The following is a 17,939-nucleotide window of genomic DNA, read 5'->3' as shown; positions in this document are numbered from 1 at the left end:
ACCCTCCGCTTGTCGTTTGACGCTGACCATCGTGCAAATGTCTTTCCAAAGTCTTAACCGGCCTGTGTCAGACACCGGAGTCTGCAGCGAAATCGAATAAAATCCATATCACCGCTTGACCTTCTATTAACTGGAAGCCCTATCTGAGGGGCAAGACACCCCAAGGAGACGGCTGATGGGCGATGTAGTTGCGATAAATTTTGGAATTGGCGGTATGAATTGCGCCTCTTGCGTGGGGCGGGTCGAGACCGCGCTTGGACGCGTGGAGGGTGTGCAGGACGCCCGCGTGAACCTCGCCTCGGAAACGGCGTCGCTGCAGGTGGCATCGGGTTTCGACCCCAAGGACGCCGTCGCCGCACTTGCGACCGCAGGCTACCCCGCCACCGTACAAACGCGGCGCTATGCCATTGAAAACATGTCCTGTGCGTCCTGCGTCGGGCGGGTCGAACGCGCCTTGGCGGCCGTGCCGGGTGTGGTCGATGTCAGCGTCAACCTCGCCCGGGAAGAGGCCGTGGTGCAGTCGCTTACCGCAGAGCCGGATGCCGCCATTGTGCAGGCTGCGCAAGCCGCGGGCTACCCCGCCACCCCTGTGACGGACACCGCATCTTCCCCCGCGCCGGACCGCAAGGTTGAAGAAGCCGCGCATCTTAAACGTATGACGCTGCTGGCCGCGGCGCTGACCCTGCCGGTGTTTGTGCTCGAGATGGGCGGCCATATGATCCCCGCGTTCCACCATTGGGTGATGTCGACGCTGGGGCAGCAGCTGAGCTGGTCGATCCAGTTCGTGCTGACAACCATCGTTCTGGCATGGCCCGGGTGGCGCTTTTTTGTCACCGGCGTGCCAGCGCTGTTGAAACGCACGCCTGACATGAACTCTCTGGTGTTTCTGGGGGCCACGGCGGCATGGGGCTTTTCCACCGTGGCGCTGTTCTTGCCACAGTTGCTGCCCGCCGGTGCGCAAGCGGTCTATTTCGAAGCCGCCGCGATGATCGTCACGCTGATCCTGCTGGGGCGCACGCTAGAGGCGCGGGCCAAGGGCCAAACCGGACAAGCGATCCGCAAGCTGGTCGGGCTGCGCCCCAAAACCGCGCGGGTAGAGCGAGACGGCAACGTGTCAGAGGTTGCGATCGACGCGATCTCCGTCGGCGATCTGATCCATGCGCGCCCCGGTGAAAAGATCGCGGTCGACGGGACCGTGACACGTGGCAGTTCCTATGTCGATGAAAGCATGATCACCGGCGAACCCGTGCCCGTCGAAAAACTGCCTGACACGCGTGTGGTCGGGGGGACGGTGAATGGCACCGGCGCGCTGGTCTACCGCGCGACCCATGTGGGCGCGGACACGACCCTGTCGCAGATCGTGCGCATGGTCGAGGACGCCCAAGGTGCCAAGCTGCCGGTGCAGGATATGGTCAACCGCATCACCATGTGGTTCGTGCCTGTCGTCATGGCGATTGCCGCGGCCACTTTCCTTGTCTGGCTGGCGTTCGGGCCGCAGCCGTCCTTGGGGCACGCTCTGGTGGCAAGCGTCGCGGTGCTGATCATCGCCTGCCCCTGTGCGATGGGGCTGGCAACGCCGACCTCTATCATGGTGGGCACGGGGCGAGGGGCCGAGATGGGCGTGCTGTTCCGCAAGGGGGACGCGCTTCAGGTCTTGGCCGAGGTCGATACCATCGCGCTTGATAAAACCGGCACGCTGACCGCCGGTCGGCCTGAGGTGACGGATCTGGATGTCTTCAACGGCTGGTCGCAGGCCGATGCGTTGCGGCTCGTCGCGTCGGTCGAGGCGCAGTCAGAGCACCCGATTGCCAGCGCCATCCTGCGCCATGCCGAAACACAGGGGCTGTCGCTGGCAGCGGTGACCTCTTTTGCCTCGCAAACCGGTCACGGTGTACACGCCGAGGTCGAGGGGCGTCGCGTGCTTGTCGGGGCGGACCGTTTCATGCAGGCCGAAGGGGTCTCTCTCGCCGCGGCAGAGGGGCGGTCGGCAGCATGGGGGGCAGAGGGCAAGACACCGCTTTTCGCCGCCGTGGATGGGGCGCTTGTCGCGATGATCGGCGTCGCCGACCCGATCAAGGAAACGACGCCCCAAGCGCTGGAGGCACTGCACAAAGCGGGGCTGAAAATCGCCATGATCACCGGCGATAATAAGGCGACGGCGCAGGCGATTGCCGACCGTTTGGGGATCGATACCGTGGTCGCCGAAGTGCTGCCCGACGGCAAGGTCGCCGCGCTGGAGGACCTGCAACAGGCGGGCCACAAGGTCGCCTTTGTCGGGGACGGGATCAATGATGCGCCCGCGCTGGCGGGGGTGGACGTGGGTATCGCCATCGGTACCGGAACGGATGTCGCCATCGAAGCGGCCGATGTGGTGTTGATGTCGGGCGATCTGCAAGGGGTGGTGAACGCCCTGCACATCAGCCAGCACACCATGCGCAATATCCGCCAGAACCTCTTCTGGGCCTTTGGCTATAACGCGCTGCTGATCCCCGTTGCAGCCGGTGTGCTCTATCCGCTGTTCGGCGTGCTGCTGTCGCCCGTGCTTGCCGCCGCCGCCATGGCGTTGTCGAGCGTCTTTGTCCTGTTCAACGCCCTGCGCCTGCGGTGGATCGCCGCCGCAGCAACCGCCTAATTCAACGAAAGGAGACGTCTATGAACATCGGTGACGTGTCGAAAAGCGCAGGTCTGCCTGCCAAGACCATCCGCTACTACGAAGACATCGGTCTGATCACGCCCGCGCGTGACACCAACGGGTATCGCAGCTTTTGCGACAGCGACGTGCACAAGCTGACGTTTCTGGGCCGTGCGCGGGCCTTGGGCTTCACGATCGAGAATTGCCGCGACCTGCTGGCGCTTTGGGATGATCAGGATCGCGCCAGCGCCGATGTCCGTGCCATCGCCCAGCAACATTTGGCGCAGATCGAAAGCAAGATCGCGGACCTGCAAGATATTCGTCAGACCTTGACCCATCTGGTGCATGAATGCGCTGGCGATGACCGCCCCGATTGCCCGATCTTGCAACGGCTCGAAAAGCTGTAGCGCGCGTGTCTACCGGCGCAGCAGGTAGATATCCATGATCCAGCCATGGGCGGCGCGGGCCTCTGCCCGTGTTGCGATGATGCGGTCGCAGACCTGATCCAGCGGGCCCGCGATGCGACGCTCGTTCGGCATGCCGGCATAGGCGGTCCACCAGATGTGTATGTCGCTGTGCTGCCGCAACACCTCGAAGGCGCAGGTGCCGTCCAGCATGACGGCAATCGTATCCACACCCTGCGGCCAGCCATGATCGCGCAGCTGCCGACCGGTGGTGATCGTGACGGGATTGCCGATGGTGTTCAGCGGGATCGCATGGCCCGCCGTCAGTACCTGAAGCGAGGTGATCCCCGGCACGACATCGACGGTGAGTGTGACGGCCTTTTGCAACCGCTCCGCAATGCGCAGGGTGCTGTCATACAGCGACGGATCCCCCCAGACGAGGAAACCGACACGGCCGCCTTGGGGCAGGGTGCGCTGCATCTCGGCCAGCCAGACCTGTGCAATGGCATCATGCCAATCGTGGACGCCCGCGTGATAATCAGGGTTGGCGGCGTCGCGTTTGGGCAGGGTGAATTCGTGAATTTCAGGCCCGTCCGACCGCAGCACCTGGGCGCAAATCTCGTGCCGCAGGCCAGCCAGATCATCCTTGCCCGCGCCCTTGGACGGGATCAGGATCACATCGCAGGCATTCAGCGCATCGATGGCTTGTAATGTAAGGTGTTTGGGATTGCCGGACCCGATGCCGATCAGTGAAAGCGTAAACATCTTGAGGCTCCGGCAGGGGGTGACGCGGCCCGCAGAATAGGGGGCCGCGTCGGGTCTTGGATTATTCAGCGGCAGTCTGTGTCAGACGTTTGGTGAACAGCGCGCTGCCTGCGAAATCGCGCAGGGTTTTCGCGGCGGCGAGCACGGCCAGATCCACCAGCGGCTCGATCAGGATGACCATCATATAGGCCCCGCCAAAGCTGGCCACAGCGGCGATGTTGCTGGCGGCAAAGCCCTGACCGTAGATGGCCCAGAACGCCACCCAGCCCACAACGCCCGCCTGAAACGCGGTCGACAGCTTGAGCGCTTGAACATAGGTCAGATCAACATAGGCGGTGTTGGGCGCGATGATGCGTTTGGCCAGCGCCGAGACCATGAACAAGGGCACTAGCAGCGTGGTGACGTTCATCGTGTATTGCGGCAGGTCGATGGGGGCAAAGAACACGCCCTGCGCCAGCAGACCAAGCGCCAGACCGGCAGCCGCAGGGGCCACGCCGAACAGCAGGAAAAGGGTCGAGCCGAGGATCAGGTGCACTTCGCTCACGCCCACGGGGAAATGCGGGAAGACCTGAAAAAAGACAAAGGTCAGCGCGGTGGCCACCATGGCCCCGCCAGCAAAAGGCACGACGCCTTTCTCACGGACAGAGTCCATTGCGGTTTTCGCGGTATAGGCCGCAGCACCGGCGGCGGTGCCATAGGACAGGACCAGCTTGGCGCCGGTCACGACTTCGGGTTCGATATGCATATTCAGGTCTCCTTACCGTCTTCCCCGACGGCATAATGTGAAAGCCGCCCCGGGGGGCAGCCAGTTGGATCGGGGATCATCCCCATGACGGCAGGTCTCCTGACTTTGTGCGTCCATGCGTGCCGCGCCTTCCCAGGCGGTCTGGCCCAGTGGCAATGCGGGTTGCTCTTCACTTACAGGTGCGGGGGCAGTTCCGGATTTGGCACCTTTGCTTTGGCACCGCACCGTATTCCCTTTTCACCCCGATTGCCCGAAGGCGCACGGGGAACCGTCCGGAATAGGTGGTCATTTTCGGGCCGGTTTTGTCAAGTCATCTATTCGGTCAACGGCCCGTAAAGGATCAGCGCAGGCGCTGACGTTGCGGGATCTAGCGGCAGATGGGCAAGGCTTTCAACCGTGTGGCGGCTCAGCTTTTGATCGGGGGTCGATACCGCCTCTGCCAGCAGGGCAGGGGTCGAGGGGGGCAAGCCCGCCGCGATCAGCCGCGCGGCGAAACCCGCAAAGGTGCGCCGCCCCATGTAGACGACCGTGGTCGCCGTAGGGTCGGCCAGCGCCGCCATGTTCAGATCTTCGGGCAAGGCACCCGATTCGCCGTGGCCGGTGATGAATTGCACCCGCCGTGCGGTCAGCCGCCGGGTCAGCGGGATCATCGCCGCCGCCGCCGCCGAAGACGCCGCCGTCACACCGGGGATGATCTCGAAGGCAACGCCTGCCGCTTTCAGCGCGGTCAGCTCTTCTTCAAGCCGGCCAAACACGCCCGCGTCCCCGCTTTTGAGCCGCACCACCCGCGCGCCGGTCAATGCGTGTTCGACCAGCAGGCGGCTCACGTGATCCTGCTTCGGAGACAGCCGTCCGGCGCGTTTGCCCACCCCGATCAGATCCGCCTCGGGCGAGACATGTTCAAGGATCGGACCCGCCGACAGATCGTCGAACAGAACGACTTCGGCCTCTTGCAACCGCTTTACCGCCTTCACGGTCAGCAGTTCAGGGTCACCCGGACCGGAGGAGACGAAAGAGACAAAACCGCTCATGACGCCCCCGCGATCAGGTGAAAGAAGGTGCCCGTCGCATGGCCGCGGCGCGAGCCTGTCTCGGGCACTTCGGCCCCATTGGCATCGACCACCCGCGCCAGCGGCGTGTCTGGTTGCGACAGGATGGTAGAATAGTGGAATTCATGCCCGCGCAACCGCGCGCCCGCGTCATAGCCGGGGCCGGGTTCGTTCAGCGTGGCAAGCCGGTAGCCCAGATGCATCTTGCGCTTCTCATAGCTGGTTTCCAGCCCCAGCAGCCCCGCCATCTGATGCCGCACGCCTTCCTTGTCGACCAATCCGGCCCCCATCGCCATATAGCCCCCGCATTCCCCATGCACCGGGCGCGTCGTGGCGAATTGTTGCAGGCTGTCGCGGAACTGCGCGGCAGCGGCAAGGCGTCCGGCATGCAGCTCGGGATAGCCGCCGGGCAGCCAGCAGATGTCGGCGCTGTCGTCCGGTGCCTCATCCGCCAGCGGCGAGAAGGGCAACACCTGCGCACCCGCGGCGATCCAGTGGTCCAGCAAATGCGGATAGATGAACGAAAACGCGGCATCCTTGGCCAAAGCGATCCGTTGACCGGGGGGCGGGGGCAGCACATCTGGCCCGTCGGGAATGCTGCGCCCTTGGGCGGCAGAGACGATCAGATCAAGGTCGATATGCTGCGCGATGAAATCACCTGCCGCATCCAGCAGCTTCATCAGCTCGGGCTGCTCCTCGGCCTGCACCAGACCCAAGTGGCGTTCCGGCAGCGTGACCGATCCCTGTCGGGGCAGCGCGCCCAGAACGGGGATGCCGACCTGCTCCATCCCCAGACGCAGCAGGGCCTCGTGACGGGGGCTGGCGACCTTGTTCAGCACCACACCCGCGACATGCACATCCGGGCGCATCGTCTTGAACCCAAGGGCGGTGGCCGCAGCCGATTGCGCCTGACCCGATACATCCAGCAGCAACACCACCGGCCAGCCCGTCATGGCAGAGATATCGGCGCTCGCCCCGTTCGAGGTTTCCCCCGGTTGCGCCACACCATCGAACAGCCCCATTGACCCTTCGATCAGGGCCAGATCGCCGCCATGGGCGGTGCCGATCAGATTGCACAACACACCCGATCCCATGGCCCAGCTATCGATATTATAGGACGACCGCCCGCAGGCCGCGCGGTGAAAGCCGGGGTCGATGTAATCCGGCCCGCTCTTGAACGGGCGCACGTCGACGCCGCGCCGGCTGAGCGCGTTCAACAGGCCCAGCATCAAGGTGGTCTTGCCCGTGCCCGACGCCGGGGCCGAGATCATCAGGCCCTTGGGCAGTTGCGTTGTCTCGATCATTCTGTGCCCTCGGGAAAGCGTGGCTCTGTGCCGACAGGGCGGAAGCGGCGGTCGTAATCGCCCGCGTACAGACAGCTTTCGCGGAACTCCTCAGCCGTCAGCGCGCGGCCGACAAGGATCAGCGCCGTGCGCCCGCGTTCGCCGTCGGTGGCGTCGATCACGCTGCCCAAGGTCGCCCGCACCACCCGTTGATCGGGCCAGCTGGCGCGCCAGACGATGGCGACGGGGCAGTCCTCTCCGTAATGAGGGGTGAGCCGCGCGACCACATCATCCAGCACATGTACCGACAGGTGGATCGCCAGCGTGGCACCCGTGGCGGCGAAATTCTCGAGCGTTTCACCCTCGGGCATGGCCGAGGCCCGCCCCGAGGTCCGCGTCAACACCAGCGACTGCGCCACACCGGGCAGCGTCAGCTCGTTCCCCAAAGCGGCGGCGGCAGCGGCAAAGGCGGGCACGCCGGGGGTGATGTCATAGTCGATGTCCAGCTCGCGCAAGCGGCGCAGCTGCTCGCCCATGGCGGACCAGACCGACAGATCACCCGAATGAAGCCGCGCCACATCCTGCCCCGCATCATCGGCGGCCTTGATCTCTGCCATGATCTCGTCCAGCGACAGGGACGCGGTGTTCACGATCTTCGCATCCGCAGGGCAGTAGGACAGCAGCTCAGACGGGACCAACGATCCGGCATACAGACACACAGGGCAGGCCGCGATCAGGTCGCGCCCTCGCAGGGTCAGCAGATCAGGGGCACCGGGGCCCGCGCCGATAAAGTGAACAGTCATGGGGCAATTCCTTCCGCGATAGCTGCGGTGGCCATGCCATTGGGGCTGGTCACACGCAAGGTCGTCAATTTGGCACCGCGACCGGCAACGCGCAATGCGGCGGCCTCGGCAAGTGATCCGGTCCCGAAGCGCGCCTGCACGCGCGGTGACACGGTACGCGTCGGGATGTCTGCGATATCGGCTTCCGACAGTTCGATCAGCGGCAATCCCAGACTATCGGCAAAACGCCGCAGCGCCGGCGTCACCTTGATCGCGAGGGTCGCGAGCGTGTCCGGCCTGCGCCGCGTCAACGCAAGGGCCGCGTGTAAATCCGCCTCGGTCGCATCCGCGCGCAATCCTATGCCCGCGACGATCATCGGGTCACGCTCCATTGCAGTTGCGGGCGGCTGGGGTGCCAGCCCTGCATGGTCCCCAAGGGGGCCGCCTGTGCCAGATCGATCCGCAGCAATTGCCCGCCGTGGATCCCTTGCCAGCGGATCAGCAAGGCTTGGGTTTCAAGTGCCACCGCATTCGCCACCAGCCGCGTGCCCGGCGTGATCCTGTCCCAGATCGCCTGCAAGACATCCTCTGACGCGCCACCCCCCAGAAAGACCGCAGCGGGCAGGGGCAGATCGGCCAGCGCATCGGGGGCCGTGCCCTGCACGCAGCGCATCCGACCCGCCAGACCAAAGCGGCGGGCGTTCTCGGTGATGTTATCGCAGCGGCTTTCGCGCGGCTCGATTGCAATGGACTGCGCTTGCGGCGCGGCCAGACACCATTCAACAGAGACAGAGCCCGACCCGCCCCCCACATCCCACAGTAGCTCCCCCGCGCGGGGGGCCAGCGCGGCCAGCGTCAACGCGCGCATGGGTGATTTGGTGATCTGGCTGTCATGGGCAAATAGCGCCTCGGGCCGTCCGGGTGCGTGGCTGATCCCAGCCCCCCCCGATACCGCAATCGCCACCACTACAGGGGCGGCAATGTCGCTCAGGTCAAACGTCGCGGCATCGGCATCGCGCGCGATTTCACGCGGACCGCCAAGCGCCTCCATCACCGTCAGGCGGGACGCGCCGAAACCCTGCGCAGTCAGATAGTCTGCCAGCGCCGCAGGGGCAGATCCATCGCGCAACGTGCAGATCAGCCGCGCACCTGCCGCCAGATGGGGCAGCAATACCTCGAACGGGGCAGCATGCAGGCCAAGGGTCGTGACCTCCTCCAACCGCCAGCCAAGCCGCGCAGCCGCCAGCGTCATGCAGGACGGCGCGGGAAAGCAGCGCCATTCCGACGGGTCCAGCACCTGCGCCAGCGAACCGCCCACGCCGTGCCAGAAAGGATCACCCGAGGCGAGCACCACCACCGCACGCCCGCGATGTTCCAACACCGGCGCTACACTGAACGGCAACGGCCATTCGCGCCCCCGCGCGCCCGCGGCACAAAGCGCCAGATGCCGCGCCCCGCCAAAGATCACGTCGGCCTCTGCCAGCGCCTTTCGGCTTGCATCGGTCAGCCCGCCAAGGCCATCTTCGCCCAGACCAATCAGGGTCACCCAGGCAGCAACAGGATCAGCCATGACGCGCACCCTCATTCTTGGCGGCACGACAGAGGCGTCCAACCTCGCGCGCGCGCTGGCCGACCGTGGCGATGATGCGCTGTTCAGCTATGCCGGACGCACGGCCGCCCCCGTGGCGCAGCCGCTGCCCACCCGCGTAGGTGGCTTTGGCGGCGTGGCCGGATTGCTGGCGTTTATCGCGCAAAATAACATCACCCGCGTGATCGACGCGACCCATCCCTTCGCCGCACAGATGAGCCGTAACGCCCATGCCGCCAGCACGCAGGCAGGCATCCCGCTGGCCGCTTTTGAACGGGCCCCGTGGGCCGAGACTGCCGCCGACAATTGGACCCATCTGCCAAGTATCGAAGCCGCCGCCGCATCCCTGCCGCAGGTGCCGACGCGGGTCTTTCTGGCCATCGGCAAGCAGGCGCTGTCCGTCTTTGCCAATCATCCGCAACACCATTATCTGCTGCGGCTGGTGGACCAGCCCGCCGCGCCGCTGCCCTTGCCGCATACGACCGTGACTCTCGCCCGCGGACCCTTCGACGTGGCCGGAGACATCGCCCTGCTGCGTGACCACGGGACCAAGCTGATCATCGCCAAGAACGCCGGTGGCACGGGGGCCGAGGCCAAGCTTATCGCCGCGCGCGAACTGGGGCTGCGCGTGCTGATGATCCAGCGCCCCGCGGTGCCCCCTCGCACCACATTTGCGCGGCTCGACGATATCTTGGCGTGGCTTGATCATACGACGGACCGTGGCGTGTAGATATGTGTCCCGACACGGCGGGTATCGGCGTTGCCCACGATCACAACCGTGCGCATATCGGCCATCTCCGGCGTCGCTTCGGCCAGCGTGACGGTGCGCAATGTCTCGTCCGGGTGGCTGACGTTGCGCGCGAAAGAGATCAAGGTCTCCGGCCCGCAAGCCTCGCGCAGAATATCAAGCGCGGTGGCGAACTGATGCGGCCGCGAGGCCGAGCGCGGGTTGTAGAACGCCATGGCGAACCCTGCTTCCCCCGCCAGCCGCAGCCGTTTTTCGATCAGCGACCAGGGTTTCAGATTGTCCGACAGGTTGATCGCGCAGAAATCATGCCCCAAAGGTGCCCCCAACCGCGCCGCCGCCGCGAGCATCGCGGTGATGCCGGGCAGGACGCGAATATCGATTGCCAGCCAGTCTTCAGGGCCTTTCTCCAACGCCTCGAACAGGGCAGAGGCCATGGCAAACACTCCCGGATCGCCCGAAGACACCACCACCACACGCCGCCCCGCCGCCGCCATTTCAAGCGCATGTGCGGCGCGGTCCAGCTCTACCCGGTTGTCGCTTTCATGCAGGGTCAGCCCGTCGCGCGGGGCAATCCGGCGCACATAGGGGATGTAGCCGACAATATCGGTCGCCGCGTCCACGGTGGCGCGCACCTCTGGCGTGACCAGCGCCTCGTCCCCGGGGCCAAGGCCGACAACGCGCACCCAACCGGTCATGGTCGCCGCCCCTGACCATGCACGATCGCGATCGAGAAATAGGGCACGTCGGCCGGGACTTCCGTCAGCTTTTGCACCGTCTGCCCCGCCATCGTGCCTTTCTCGACCAGCCATGCGTCCTGCAAGCGGCCCGCCTTGGTCAGCGCACGCTTCAACTTATCGAGGTTGCGCCCGATCTTCATCACCACCAGCGCGTCGGTATTGGCGGCCCGCGTGGCCAGTTCTTCCTCGTCCAGCGTGGCCATGAGCACGGTCAGCACATCATCGCCCCAGGTGATCGGATGCCCTGTCGCGGTCCAGCAGCCCGACATGCCGGTGATGCCGGGCACGATCTCGACCTCGGCGCGGCCCTGAAGGCGGCTGTGCAGATGCATGAACGACCCGTAAAAGAACGGGTCCCCTTCACAGAGCACGATCACATCTTCACTCTGCGCAAGGTCGGTCAAACGGTCAGCCCAATCGTCGTAGAAGGCCGACAGCAGACGGTTGTACTCGGGATCGCTGAAATGAATTTCGGTCGTGACGGGGTATTCCATCGCATGTTCCACCGCCGTCTGGGCCATGATGCCGTCCACGATGGTGCGGGCCTGCCCGCGCCGTCCGGGTTTGCGGAAAAACGCGACGTGCTGCGCGCCGGTCAGCAGGCGGTGCGCCTTGACGCTCATCAATTCGGGATCGCCGGGGCCAAGCCCGATGCAAATGACCTTGCCCATCGTTATTCCTTCCACGTGGCCAGCGCGTTCACCGCCGCCACTGTAATCGCCGAACCGCCCAAACGCCCCTGCACGATCATCGACGGCACGGGCAAATCCTGCATCAACGCCTCTTTCGATTCCGCCGCGCCGACAAAGCCGACGGGGCAGCCGATGATGGCCGCAGGGCGCGGGCAGTCGGGATCTTCGAGCATATTAAGCAGGTGGAACAGCGCCGTGGGCGCGTTGCCGATGGCCACCAAGGCCCCTGCCAGATGCGGCCGCCACAGTTCAAGCGCTGCGGCAGAGCGTGTGTTGCCCATCTGCTGCGCCAGCTCTGGCACCTTGGGGTCGCGCAGGGTGCAGATGATCTGGTTGTCAGCAGGCAGGCGCGTGCGGGTGATCCCTTCGGACACCATATGCGCATCACATAAGATCGGCGCACCGTCCGCCAGCGCCGCCCGTGCAATCTGCGCCATGTTTTCAGAAAACTGTACGTGCTTTTCCAGCCCGACCAGACCGGCGGCGTGGATCATCCGAACGGCGACACGTTCTTCATCGGGGGTGAACCGCGCCAGATCGGCCTCGGCGCGGATGGTGGCAAAGCTTTCCAGATAGATCGCGGCACCGTTGGTCTCGTAGGTGTGGGGCACTCAAAGCCTCCTGTCTTGAATTTGGGTCACTGTCAGCGGCGCGCTTTGCGGCGGATCGCCTGCGCGCCCGTGGCGGATAAGGGTGAAATGCCCGTCATGGCTGGCGGTCAGCGTGACGGGGGCAGGGGCGGGATGGGCGCAGCCTTTGGCACAGCCCGAGATATGGATCGTGTCGTCGCTGTCTGGCGACAGATGCGCGGCAATGGCGCGGGCGGGATCGCGTGTGTCCGACAGGGCCTGACGGCAGCCGGGGGCACCGGTGCAGACCTGCACACGGCGGCGCGGATCGCGGGCGTCGGTGATGAAATCGGGCAGCGGAGCCGAGGGGGTGACCCCTTCGATCAACACCATGCGCCAAGGGGTCAGTCGCAGCGCGCCAAGCTCCGCCAACTGCGCAAAGTTTTCTGCTGTGGTCTGGCCAAATGCAAACCCGAGAAGCGTGCCTTGCGGGGTCACACCCGGCTCAGGGACGGGCGCAGCGGGCAGGGGGACGGTATCAGCGCCCACCGGAGCCCCCCGCGTCGCGATATGCGCCGCCATGCGCCCCCGTCCGTCGGTCACGCCACCGGTGTCCAGAAACCAGCGGGCCAGCGTCAGTGCGGCATCTGCGGCTGTATCCACTGTGACTGGCTGCCCCAACTCTGTCCCGTCCGCCCGGCAGATCAGGCCAGCAGCACTACGTTCGATCCGGATATCGGCGGAGGTGCGCGTCAGCACAGGCCGCGCCCCGCAATCGATCGCAAAGCCGAACTTGCTGGGCAGGTCGGGCGCGCCATCATCGGAAAGCGCATGGGCCAGGGCTTGCGCCACGCGGTGGCTGTCGTCCCCATCCTGCCAGAACGGCGTCACGGTGATATTGCGCCGCGCCTCTGCCGCCAGATCGGCATCGACAAGGCCAATCTCGCGCAGCCCGTCGACCAGTGCGGCATGGCTATCCGTTGTCACCCCGCGCAGTTGCAGGTTCGCGCGGGCCGACAGGTCGATCATCCCGTTGCCATGGGTGCGCGCCAGCGTGGCAACGCGGCGGATCTGGTCAGGGCTCAGCCGCCCCATCGGCACACGCAGCCGCACCACCAGCCCGTCGCCGGACATCATCGGCCGCAGCGCACCGGGGCACCAGCCAAAGACCTGCGGCGCGCTCATGCGGGGGTGCCCAATTCGGCAAGGACAGAGTTGCGGCGCGACGTCCAAAGCCCCGCACGGTGCAGCGCATCAAACCGCGCGCGCAACGCAGCAAGCGCTTGCGGGTTGGCGTCCTGCATAAAGTCGACCAGATCATCGCGCCCCAGTGTCGCATCGAACATGGCGTCGAACAGATGGTCCGGCACGACGCCCGCCAGATGCGCAAAGGCGGCAAGGTGATCCAGCGTCGCGGCAATCTCGGCGGCACCGCGGAAACCATGCGCCATCATGCCAGTGGCCCAATCGGGGTTGGCGGCACGGGCGCGCACCACACGGGCGAGCTCCTCGGTCAGGGTGCGGGCACGAGGCTGGTCGGGGCGGGTGGCATCCAGATGGTACAGCGCGGCAGCCCCGCCCTTGCCCAAACGCTGCATCGCGGCGGCAAAGCCGGCTTCATGTGCGGCGTAATCCTCTGCCATCAGCAGATCGGTCTCGGGCAGGTCTTGCAGGTGCACGAAACTATCGGCCCGCGTCAGCTGCGTCTCAAGCGCGTCGCGGGCATAGGTGATCTCTCCGCGCGCGTCGATCGCGTAGGACGACGCAGCCAGCCATGCCTCGCCCGCCGCCGTGCGCGCCTCGTCGGAATAATCGTCCATCGCGGTGCCGATCCCCAAGCCATAGGATCCCGGGCGCGGGCCAAAGACACGGGGGGTCTGCACCAGATAGGGGTTATCAGCAGCCGTTTCGGGACGCTCGGCCAGCTTGGCAATTGCTGTCTCGAACAGCTGCGCCAGACCGGGGAACATATCGCGGAACAGGCCGGACACCCGCAGGGTCACATCAATGCGCGGACGGTTCAACAGCGCAAGCGGCAGAATGTCGAACCCGCTCACACGGTCGCTGCCGTCATCCCAGCGGGGGGACAGGCCCGCCAGATGCAGCGCCATGGCAAACTCCTCGCCCGCCGTGCGGATGGTGGCAGAGCCCCACATGTCCATGACCAGCCCCTTGGGCCAGTCGCCGTGATCCTGCAAATGCTTGCGCAACAATTCCTCGGCCAGCTTCACCCCTTGGGAATAGGCCGCACGCGAGGGCACGGCCCGTGGATCGGTGGTAAACAGGTTGCGCCCCGTGGGCCGCACATCGCTGCGCCCGCGATAGGGGGACCCCGACGGGCCGGGGGGCACAAACCGCGCCGAAAGCGCCGCGATCAGCCCGTCGATCTCGCCCGTCCCATGGTCGCCTGCGCCAAAGACATGCAGCCCGTCGCCATATTGCGTTTCCTTGATGTCGCAGACGAAGCGGTCGATGCGGGTCAGCGCCTCTGCCGCGCTGGCGCTGGCATCAAGGCCGAGGTCCTGTTCAACACCGCGGCCCTGCGCCTCGGCTCGGATGTCCGCGATCAGCCGGTCGCGCCGCGCAGGGTCCAGCCCGTCCGCGGTCGAGTATTCATCCAGCAGCCGTTCCAACCGTCCGAATGCATCGGGCAGTTTCGATGTCACCAAAGGGGGCGGCATATGGCCCACGGTCACGGCCCCGATACGGCGTTTGGCCTGCGCGGCCTCACCGGGGTCATTGACGATAAAGGGGTAGATCACCGGCATCGGGCCGATCAGCGCCTCGGGCCAGCAGGCGTCAGACAGGGCGACGGATTTGCCCGGCAGCCATTCCAGCGTGCCATGGGCCCCGACATGCACCATCGCATCCGCCTGCTGTTGCAGCCACAGATAGAACGCGACATAGCCCGGGCGCGGCGTGCGGCTCAGGTCGTGATAGTCATCGTCCCGTTCGGCCAGCGCCCCGCGTTCGGGTTGCAACGCGACCAGCAGCTTGCCACTGCGCAGCGCCGGAAAACAGAACGCCCCGTCGTGAAACAGCGGATCATCCTGCGGCGCGCCCCAGCTTTCGGTCAGATCCTCGCGCAACGCCTGTGGCAGCTTTGCAAGCGCGGCCTCATACTCTGCCAGCGGCCAGCGGAGCGTTTCGGTGCCAAGACGGCTGGCAACCGTTTGCGTATCGGCAAAGTCCCCCGCCTCCACGTCATAGCCCTGCGCCGCCAGCTGGGCCGTCATCTCCCGCAGGGAAGCCAGCGCATCCAACCCCAGCGCATGGGCCATGTTCCAGTCTTTGCCGGGGTAGGTGGACAGCACCACACCCACAGACTTTGCCGCGTTGTCCTGCACCCGTAGCTGGTGCAAGCGCTGTACGCGATCGGCGATGAAATTCACGCGGTTCGCGTCGGCGCGATGGGCGAAACGGCTGTATTGCAGCGCCTCGTCCCGTTTGCCGGGCTGTTTAAAGCTGACGACACCGCCGAACAGACGGCCATCCACCTCGGGCAACACGACATGCATCGCCAGATCGGTAGGCGACAGCCCGCGCTCTGATCCGGCCCAATCGCGCCGACGCGCGGTCGATAGGGCGACCTGCACCACGGGGCAATCCGATGCGCCCAGAACGGAGGGTTCATCCGGCCCGCGCTGGGCGGAGAAAGCGGTGGCGTTCACGATCACCGCCGGATCAAGCCGGGCGATCTGCTGCGCGATCCACGGCGCGGTGTCCCCCTTGAGGCTGGGCGCGAAGAGCCCCACGGCGTCAAAGCCGCGCGCGTCGAGCGCGGTGATCAGCGCATACACAGGATCGGTATCGGCAGCCGTCAAATAGGACCGGTAGAAGGTCACAATCGCGCGCGGCTTGTCGGAGGGGTCCGGCGCAGGGATCACGCCAGTGTGGGGGCGGTAGAACCCCGCCTCGGGCACGGTCTTGGCCCCTTTGGCCGGCCCCGCGTAAAGCCCTGCGGCCAGCGACAGCTGCGCCAGTGCCGCCTGCGCAGCCACCGCGCCGCCCGTATCGCACAGATGTTGCAAGCGTCTTAACGTCGAATGCGGCAGCGTCGACAGCGCGTCGAGCCGTGGGTCGGGTTGGCCGTCCGCAGGCAGCACCGCCAGCGCGATCTGCTGCTTGCGCGCCATATCCTGCAAGGTCGCCAGCCCGTAAGGCCAATAGCTTTCGCCCCCGATCAGCCGCACCAATACCGCCTTGGCCCCTGCAAGGGTCTGTTCAGCATAGGTATCGACTGACAACGGATGTTTCAGCGCGACCAGATTGGCCAGCCGCAACGACGGCAAGCCCCCTTCCGCACGATGCCAGCCCGCCGCGAAAGCCCCCAGATCACTGTCCGAAAAGGACAGCACCACCAGATCCGCCGGCGTCTGCCCCAGGTCTTGGGGCAGATCGCTTTGGTCCAGTCCGTGGCTTTCGCGAAAGACGACATGCATGGCGGCTTAGCCCTCCAGCACCGCGCGGATCGCGGCTTCGTTCACGTGGTCATGCTCTGCGATCACAACCAGCTGGCTGCGGCGCGGCATGTCCCCCCAAGGGCGGTCGAACTGGCTGCGCACGCGTTCGCCCACGGCCTGCACAAGCAGACGCATCGGTTTGTCCTGAACGGCGATATAGCCTTTGACGCGCAGGATTTTCTGTTCGCGCGCCAAGCGCAACACGGCAGCCTCAAGCGTGGCGACATCGGCGACCTCGCCCATGTCGATCACCACGCTTTCAAAGTCGTCATGTTCGTGATCGTCATGCCCGTCGTGGTGGCTGGGGCGCGCGTCGATGTCATCTTCGGCGGCGGCTTCCAGACCCAGCACAACGCGGGGGTCGATCACGCCTTCGGTCATCGGAATGATCGGCAGCTTGCGTGGGGCATGCGCCTCGATCACCTTGCGCGCGGCCTCGACGCCGTCGGGGCCTGCCAGATCGGCCTTGGACAGCAGCACGATGTCGGCGCAGGCGATCTGGTCTTCAAACACCTCGGACAAAGGCGTTTCGTGGTCCAGACTGTCATCGGCATCGCGCTGCGCGGCCACGGCCTCCAGATCGGGGGCGAACTGCCCGCTAACCACGGCTTCGGCATCGGCAAGCGTAATCACGCCGTCCACGGTGATGCGCGACCGGATCGCTGGCCAGTCAAACGCCTTGAGCAAGGGCTTTGGCAGCGCCAGCCCCGACGTCTCGATCAGGATATGATCAGGCGTTTCAGGCAGGGCCATCAGGGCTTCGATAGTGGGGATAAAGTCATCGGCCACGGTGCAGCAGATACAACCGTTTGCCAGCTCGACGATGTTCTCGGCGGGGCAGTTGTCAATCGCGCAGGATTTCAGGATGTCGCCATCCACACCGGCGGTGCCGAATTCATTGACCAGCACGGCCAGACGCTTGGAGCCCGCGTTCTCCATCAGGTGACGGATAAAGGTGGTTTTGCCAGCGCCCAGAAAGCCGGTGATCACGGTAACGGGGATTTTGGTAAGGTTGGTCATTCGGTAGGCTCCTGTGGGGGAATGCGGGCGATGGATTGTTTGCGGAAGACCACGGGGCGGTCGCGCCAGGGCACCACGCCATCAGAGGTCTGGGCATAGGCAGAGACGCCCTTCACGATATCTGGCAAATGCGCGTCCGTGTCGAGATCGCCGTACACATAAGTCCAGCGCGACGGGCCACCCGACAGGACCATCGAACAGCCCCGCGAACAGGCCGACAGACATTCGGCTCCGCGCAGCTGCACACCGTCGGGCAGATGCCCCGACAGCGCGTCAAACAGCTGTTGGCCGGGGCGCGGCGCGTCCTCGGCGGTGATCTGACCTGCGCGACAGGTGGTGCAGATGGTGACGGTGACCGGTTGATCCGTGGTGGTCATATCTTGCCTCATACGTCGATGGGCCAAGGGGGATCGCCAGCAGCGAACGACATGCGAACAGCGTTCTAGGCCAGTCGCGAAACAC

General features: G+C 65.4%; 17 protein-coding genes and 1 riboswitch. Of the genes, 3 read left to right on the top strand and 14 right to left on the bottom strand.

The annotated features are described in order from the left end of the window. Positions 1 to 175 precede the first annotated feature (175 nt). Both ACTRWK_RS03960 and cueR read left to right on the top strand, forming a co-directional pair. Positions 176 to 2,632 carry a heavy metal translocating P-type ATPase gene (locus ACTRWK_RS03960; RefSeq protein ID WP_289081611.1) on the top strand — a complete coding sequence of 819 codons (2,457 nt, stop codon included), beginning with the start codon at positions 176 to 178 and terminating at the stop codon, positions 2,630 to 2,632. Positions 2,633 to 2,652: 20 nt separating this feature from the next. Continuing rightward, positions 2,653 to 3,039: a Cu(I)-responsive transcriptional regulator gene (gene cueR, locus ACTRWK_RS03955; RefSeq protein ID WP_005850098.1), complete on the top strand. Its 387-nt coding sequence runs from the start codon at positions 2,653 to 2,655 to the stop codon at positions 3,037 to 3,039. Positions 3,040 to 3,048: 9 nt separating this feature from the next. Here the strand turns inward: cueR and cobF are convergent, their stop codons facing one another. From cobF to cbiE, 7 genes are all read right to left on the bottom strand, one after another. Continuing rightward, positions 3,049 to 3,801, bottom strand: coding sequence for a precorrin-6A synthase (deacetylating) (cobF, locus tag ACTRWK_RS03950; protein WP_278425170.1), 753 nt, complete (start codon positions 3,799 to 3,801; stop codon positions 3,049 to 3,051). A 61-nt stretch (positions 3,802 to 3,862) separates the two neighbouring features. Next, on the bottom strand, positions 3,863 to 4,546 hold the full coding sequence (locus ACTRWK_RS03945) for an energy-coupling factor ABC transporter permease (RefSeq protein WP_009825407.1): 684 nt from the start codon (positions 4,544 to 4,546) through the stop codon (positions 3,863 to 3,865). Positions 4,547 to 4,618: 72 nt separating this feature from the next. Continuing rightward, a riboswitch (cobalamin riboswitch) is annotated at positions 4,619 to 4,832 on the bottom strand. Positions 4,833 to 4,860: 28 nt separating this feature from the next. Then, complete coding sequence (gene cobA / locus ACTRWK_RS03940) at positions 4,861 to 5,577, bottom strand: uroporphyrinogen-III C-methyltransferase (RefSeq protein WP_005850092.1); 717 nt, start codon at positions 5,575 to 5,577, stop codon at positions 4,861 to 4,863. Next, positions 5,574 to 6,899, bottom strand: coding sequence for a cobyrinate a,c-diamide synthase (locus ACTRWK_RS03935; protein ID WP_009825405.1), 1,326 nt, complete (start codon positions 6,897 to 6,899; stop codon positions 5,574 to 5,576). The genes cobA and ACTRWK_RS03935 overlap by 4 nt, the downstream gene beginning before the upstream one ends. Further along, the gene (gene cobM / locus ACTRWK_RS03930; RefSeq protein ID WP_037941160.1) at positions 6,896 to 7,681 is read right to left on the bottom strand and encodes a precorrin-4 C(11)-methyltransferase; all 786 of its coding nucleotides are present in this window, start codon (positions 7,679 to 7,681) and stop codon (positions 6,896 to 6,898) included. The genes ACTRWK_RS03935 and cobM overlap by 4 nt, the downstream gene beginning before the upstream one ends. Continuing rightward, entirely contained in the window at positions 7,678 to 8,037 is a 360-nt protein-coding gene (locus ACTRWK_RS03925; protein ID WP_289081648.1) for a cobalamin biosynthesis protein, read from the bottom strand. The genes cobM and ACTRWK_RS03925 overlap by 4 nt, the downstream gene beginning before the upstream one ends. Next, a complete protein-coding gene (cbiE, locus tag ACTRWK_RS03920; RefSeq protein WP_289081612.1) occupies positions 8,034 to 9,230 on the bottom strand; it encodes a precorrin-6y C5,15-methyltransferase (decarboxylating) subunit CbiE in 1,197 nt (398 codons plus the stop codon). Before cbiE ends, ACTRWK_RS03925 begins: the two co-directional genes overlap by 4 nt. Here cbiE and ACTRWK_RS03915 point away from each other — a divergent pair. After that, positions 9,229 to 9,978 carry a cobalt-precorrin-6A reductase gene (locus ACTRWK_RS03915; RefSeq protein ID WP_289081613.1) on the top strand — a complete coding sequence of 250 codons (750 nt, stop codon included), beginning with the start codon at positions 9,229 to 9,231 and terminating at the stop codon, positions 9,976 to 9,978. The two genes, cbiE and ACTRWK_RS03915, sit on opposite strands and share 2 nt — an antisense overlap. On the opposite strand, the gene cobJ is transcribed toward ACTRWK_RS03915, so the two are convergent. Genes cobJ through ACTRWK_RS03880 form a run of 7 tightly spaced genes read right to left on the bottom strand, consistent with a single transcriptional unit; the run spans position 9,954 to position 17,854 of the window. Beyond that, positions 9,954 to 10,691 (bottom strand): precorrin-3B C(17)-methyltransferase, encoded by a 738-nt coding sequence (gene cobJ / locus ACTRWK_RS03910; protein WP_288959664.1) that lies wholly within the window; start codon positions 10,689 to 10,691, stop codon positions 9,954 to 9,956. The two genes, ACTRWK_RS03915 and cobJ, sit on opposite strands and share 25 nt — an antisense overlap. Beyond that, positions 10,688 to 11,404, bottom strand: coding sequence for a precorrin-2 C(20)-methyltransferase (locus ACTRWK_RS03905; protein ID WP_132998156.1), 717 nt, complete (start codon positions 11,402 to 11,404; stop codon positions 10,688 to 10,690). Before ACTRWK_RS03905 ends, cobJ begins: the two co-directional genes overlap by 4 nt. A gap of 2 nt (positions 11,405 to 11,406) precedes the next feature. After that, the gene (locus tag ACTRWK_RS03900) at positions 11,407 to 12,036 is read right to left on the bottom strand and encodes a precorrin-8X methylmutase (RefSeq protein ID WP_005850082.1); all 630 of its coding nucleotides are present in this window, start codon (positions 12,034 to 12,036) and stop codon (positions 11,407 to 11,409) included. Then, complete coding sequence (gene cobG / locus ACTRWK_RS03895) at positions 12,037 to 13,179, bottom strand: precorrin-3B synthase (RefSeq protein ID WP_462843798.1); 1,143 nt, start codon at positions 13,177 to 13,179, stop codon at positions 12,037 to 12,039. Continuing rightward, positions 13,176 to 16,436 (bottom strand): cobaltochelatase subunit CobN, encoded by a 3,261-nt coding sequence (gene cobN / locus ACTRWK_RS03890; protein WP_462843797.1) that lies wholly within the window; start codon positions 16,434 to 16,436, stop codon positions 13,176 to 13,178. Before cobN ends, cobG begins: the two co-directional genes overlap by 4 nt. 6 nt (positions 16,437 to 16,442) lie before the next feature. Further along, on the bottom strand, positions 16,443 to 17,477 hold the full coding sequence (gene cobW / locus ACTRWK_RS03885) for a cobalamin biosynthesis protein CobW (protein WP_009825395.1): 1,035 nt from the start codon (positions 17,475 to 17,477) through the stop codon (positions 16,443 to 16,445). Then, complete coding sequence (locus ACTRWK_RS03880; protein WP_289081616.1) at positions 17,474 to 17,854, bottom strand: DUF1636 domain-containing protein; 381 nt, start codon at positions 17,852 to 17,854, stop codon at positions 17,474 to 17,476. Before ACTRWK_RS03880 ends, cobW begins: the two co-directional genes overlap by 4 nt. Positions 17,855 to 17,939 lie beyond the last annotated feature (85 nt).

The sequence above is a fragment of the Sulfitobacter sp. G5_S2_6_S6 genome (genome assembly GCF_054968505.1).
The sequence above is the reverse complement of the archived record's forward strand: the minus strand, read 5'-3'. Positions and strand labels throughout refer to the sequence as shown.

What these genes read in the sequence shown, in the direction of transcription:
- cobG (WP_462843798.1), bottom strand. Translation starts at nt 13,179, where the DNA reads ATGAGCGCGCCGCAGGTCTTTGGCTGGTGCCCCGGTGCGCTGCGGCCG.
- cobF (WP_278425170.1), bottom strand. Translation starts at nt 3,801, where the DNA reads ATGTTTACGCTTTCACTGATCGGCATCGGGTCCGGCAATCCCAAACAC.
- cobJ (WP_288959664.1), bottom strand. Translation starts at nt 10,691, where the DNA reads ATGACCGGTTGGGTGCGCGTTGTCGGCCTTGGCCCCGGGGACGAGGCG.
- ACTRWK_RS03960 (WP_289081611.1), top strand. Translation starts at nt 176, where the DNA reads ATGGGCGATGTAGTTGCGATAAATTTTGGAATTGGCGGTATGAATTGC.
- cobA (WP_005850092.1), bottom strand. Translation starts at nt 5,577, where the DNA reads ATGAGCGGTTTTGTCTCTTTCGTCTCCTCCGGTCCGGGTGACCCTGAA.
- cbiE (WP_289081612.1), bottom strand. Translation starts at nt 9,230, where the DNA reads ATGGCTGATCCTGTTGCTGCCTGGGTGACCCTGATTGGTCTGGGCGAA.
- cobM (WP_037941160.1), bottom strand. Translation starts at nt 7,681, where the DNA reads ATGACTGTTCACTTTATCGGCGCGGGCCCCGGTGCCCCTGATCTGCTG.
- ACTRWK_RS03925 (WP_289081648.1), bottom strand. Translation starts at nt 8,037, where the DNA reads ATGATCGTCGCGGGCATAGGATTGCGCGCGGATGCGACCGAGGCGGAT.
- cobN (WP_462843797.1), bottom strand. Translation starts at nt 16,436, where the DNA reads ATGCATGTCGTCTTTCGCGAAAGCCACGGACTGGACCAAAGCGATCTG.
- ACTRWK_RS03945 (WP_009825407.1), bottom strand. Translation starts at nt 4,546, where the DNA reads ATGCATATCGAACCCGAAGTCGTGACCGGCGCCAAGCTGGTCCTGTCC.
- cobW (WP_009825395.1), bottom strand. Translation starts at nt 17,477, where the DNA reads ATGACCAACCTTACCAAAATCCCCGTTACCGTGATCACCGGCTTTCTG.
- ACTRWK_RS03905 (WP_132998156.1), bottom strand. Translation starts at nt 11,404, where the DNA reads ATGGGCAAGGTCATTTGCATCGGGCTTGGCCCCGGCGATCCCGAATTG.
- ACTRWK_RS03880 (WP_289081616.1), bottom strand. Translation starts at nt 17,854, where the DNA reads ATGACCACCACGGATCAACCGGTCACCGTCACCATCTGCACCACCTGT.
- ACTRWK_RS03915 (WP_289081613.1), top strand. Translation starts at nt 9,229, where the DNA reads ATGACGCGCACCCTCATTCTTGGCGGCACGACAGAGGCGTCCAACCTC.
- cueR (WP_005850098.1), top strand. Translation starts at nt 2,653, where the DNA reads ATGAACATCGGTGACGTGTCGAAAAGCGCAGGTCTGCCTGCCAAGACC.
- ACTRWK_RS03935 (WP_009825405.1), bottom strand. Translation starts at nt 6,899, where the DNA reads ATGATCGAGACAACGCAACTGCCCAAGGGCCTGATGATCTCGGCCCCG.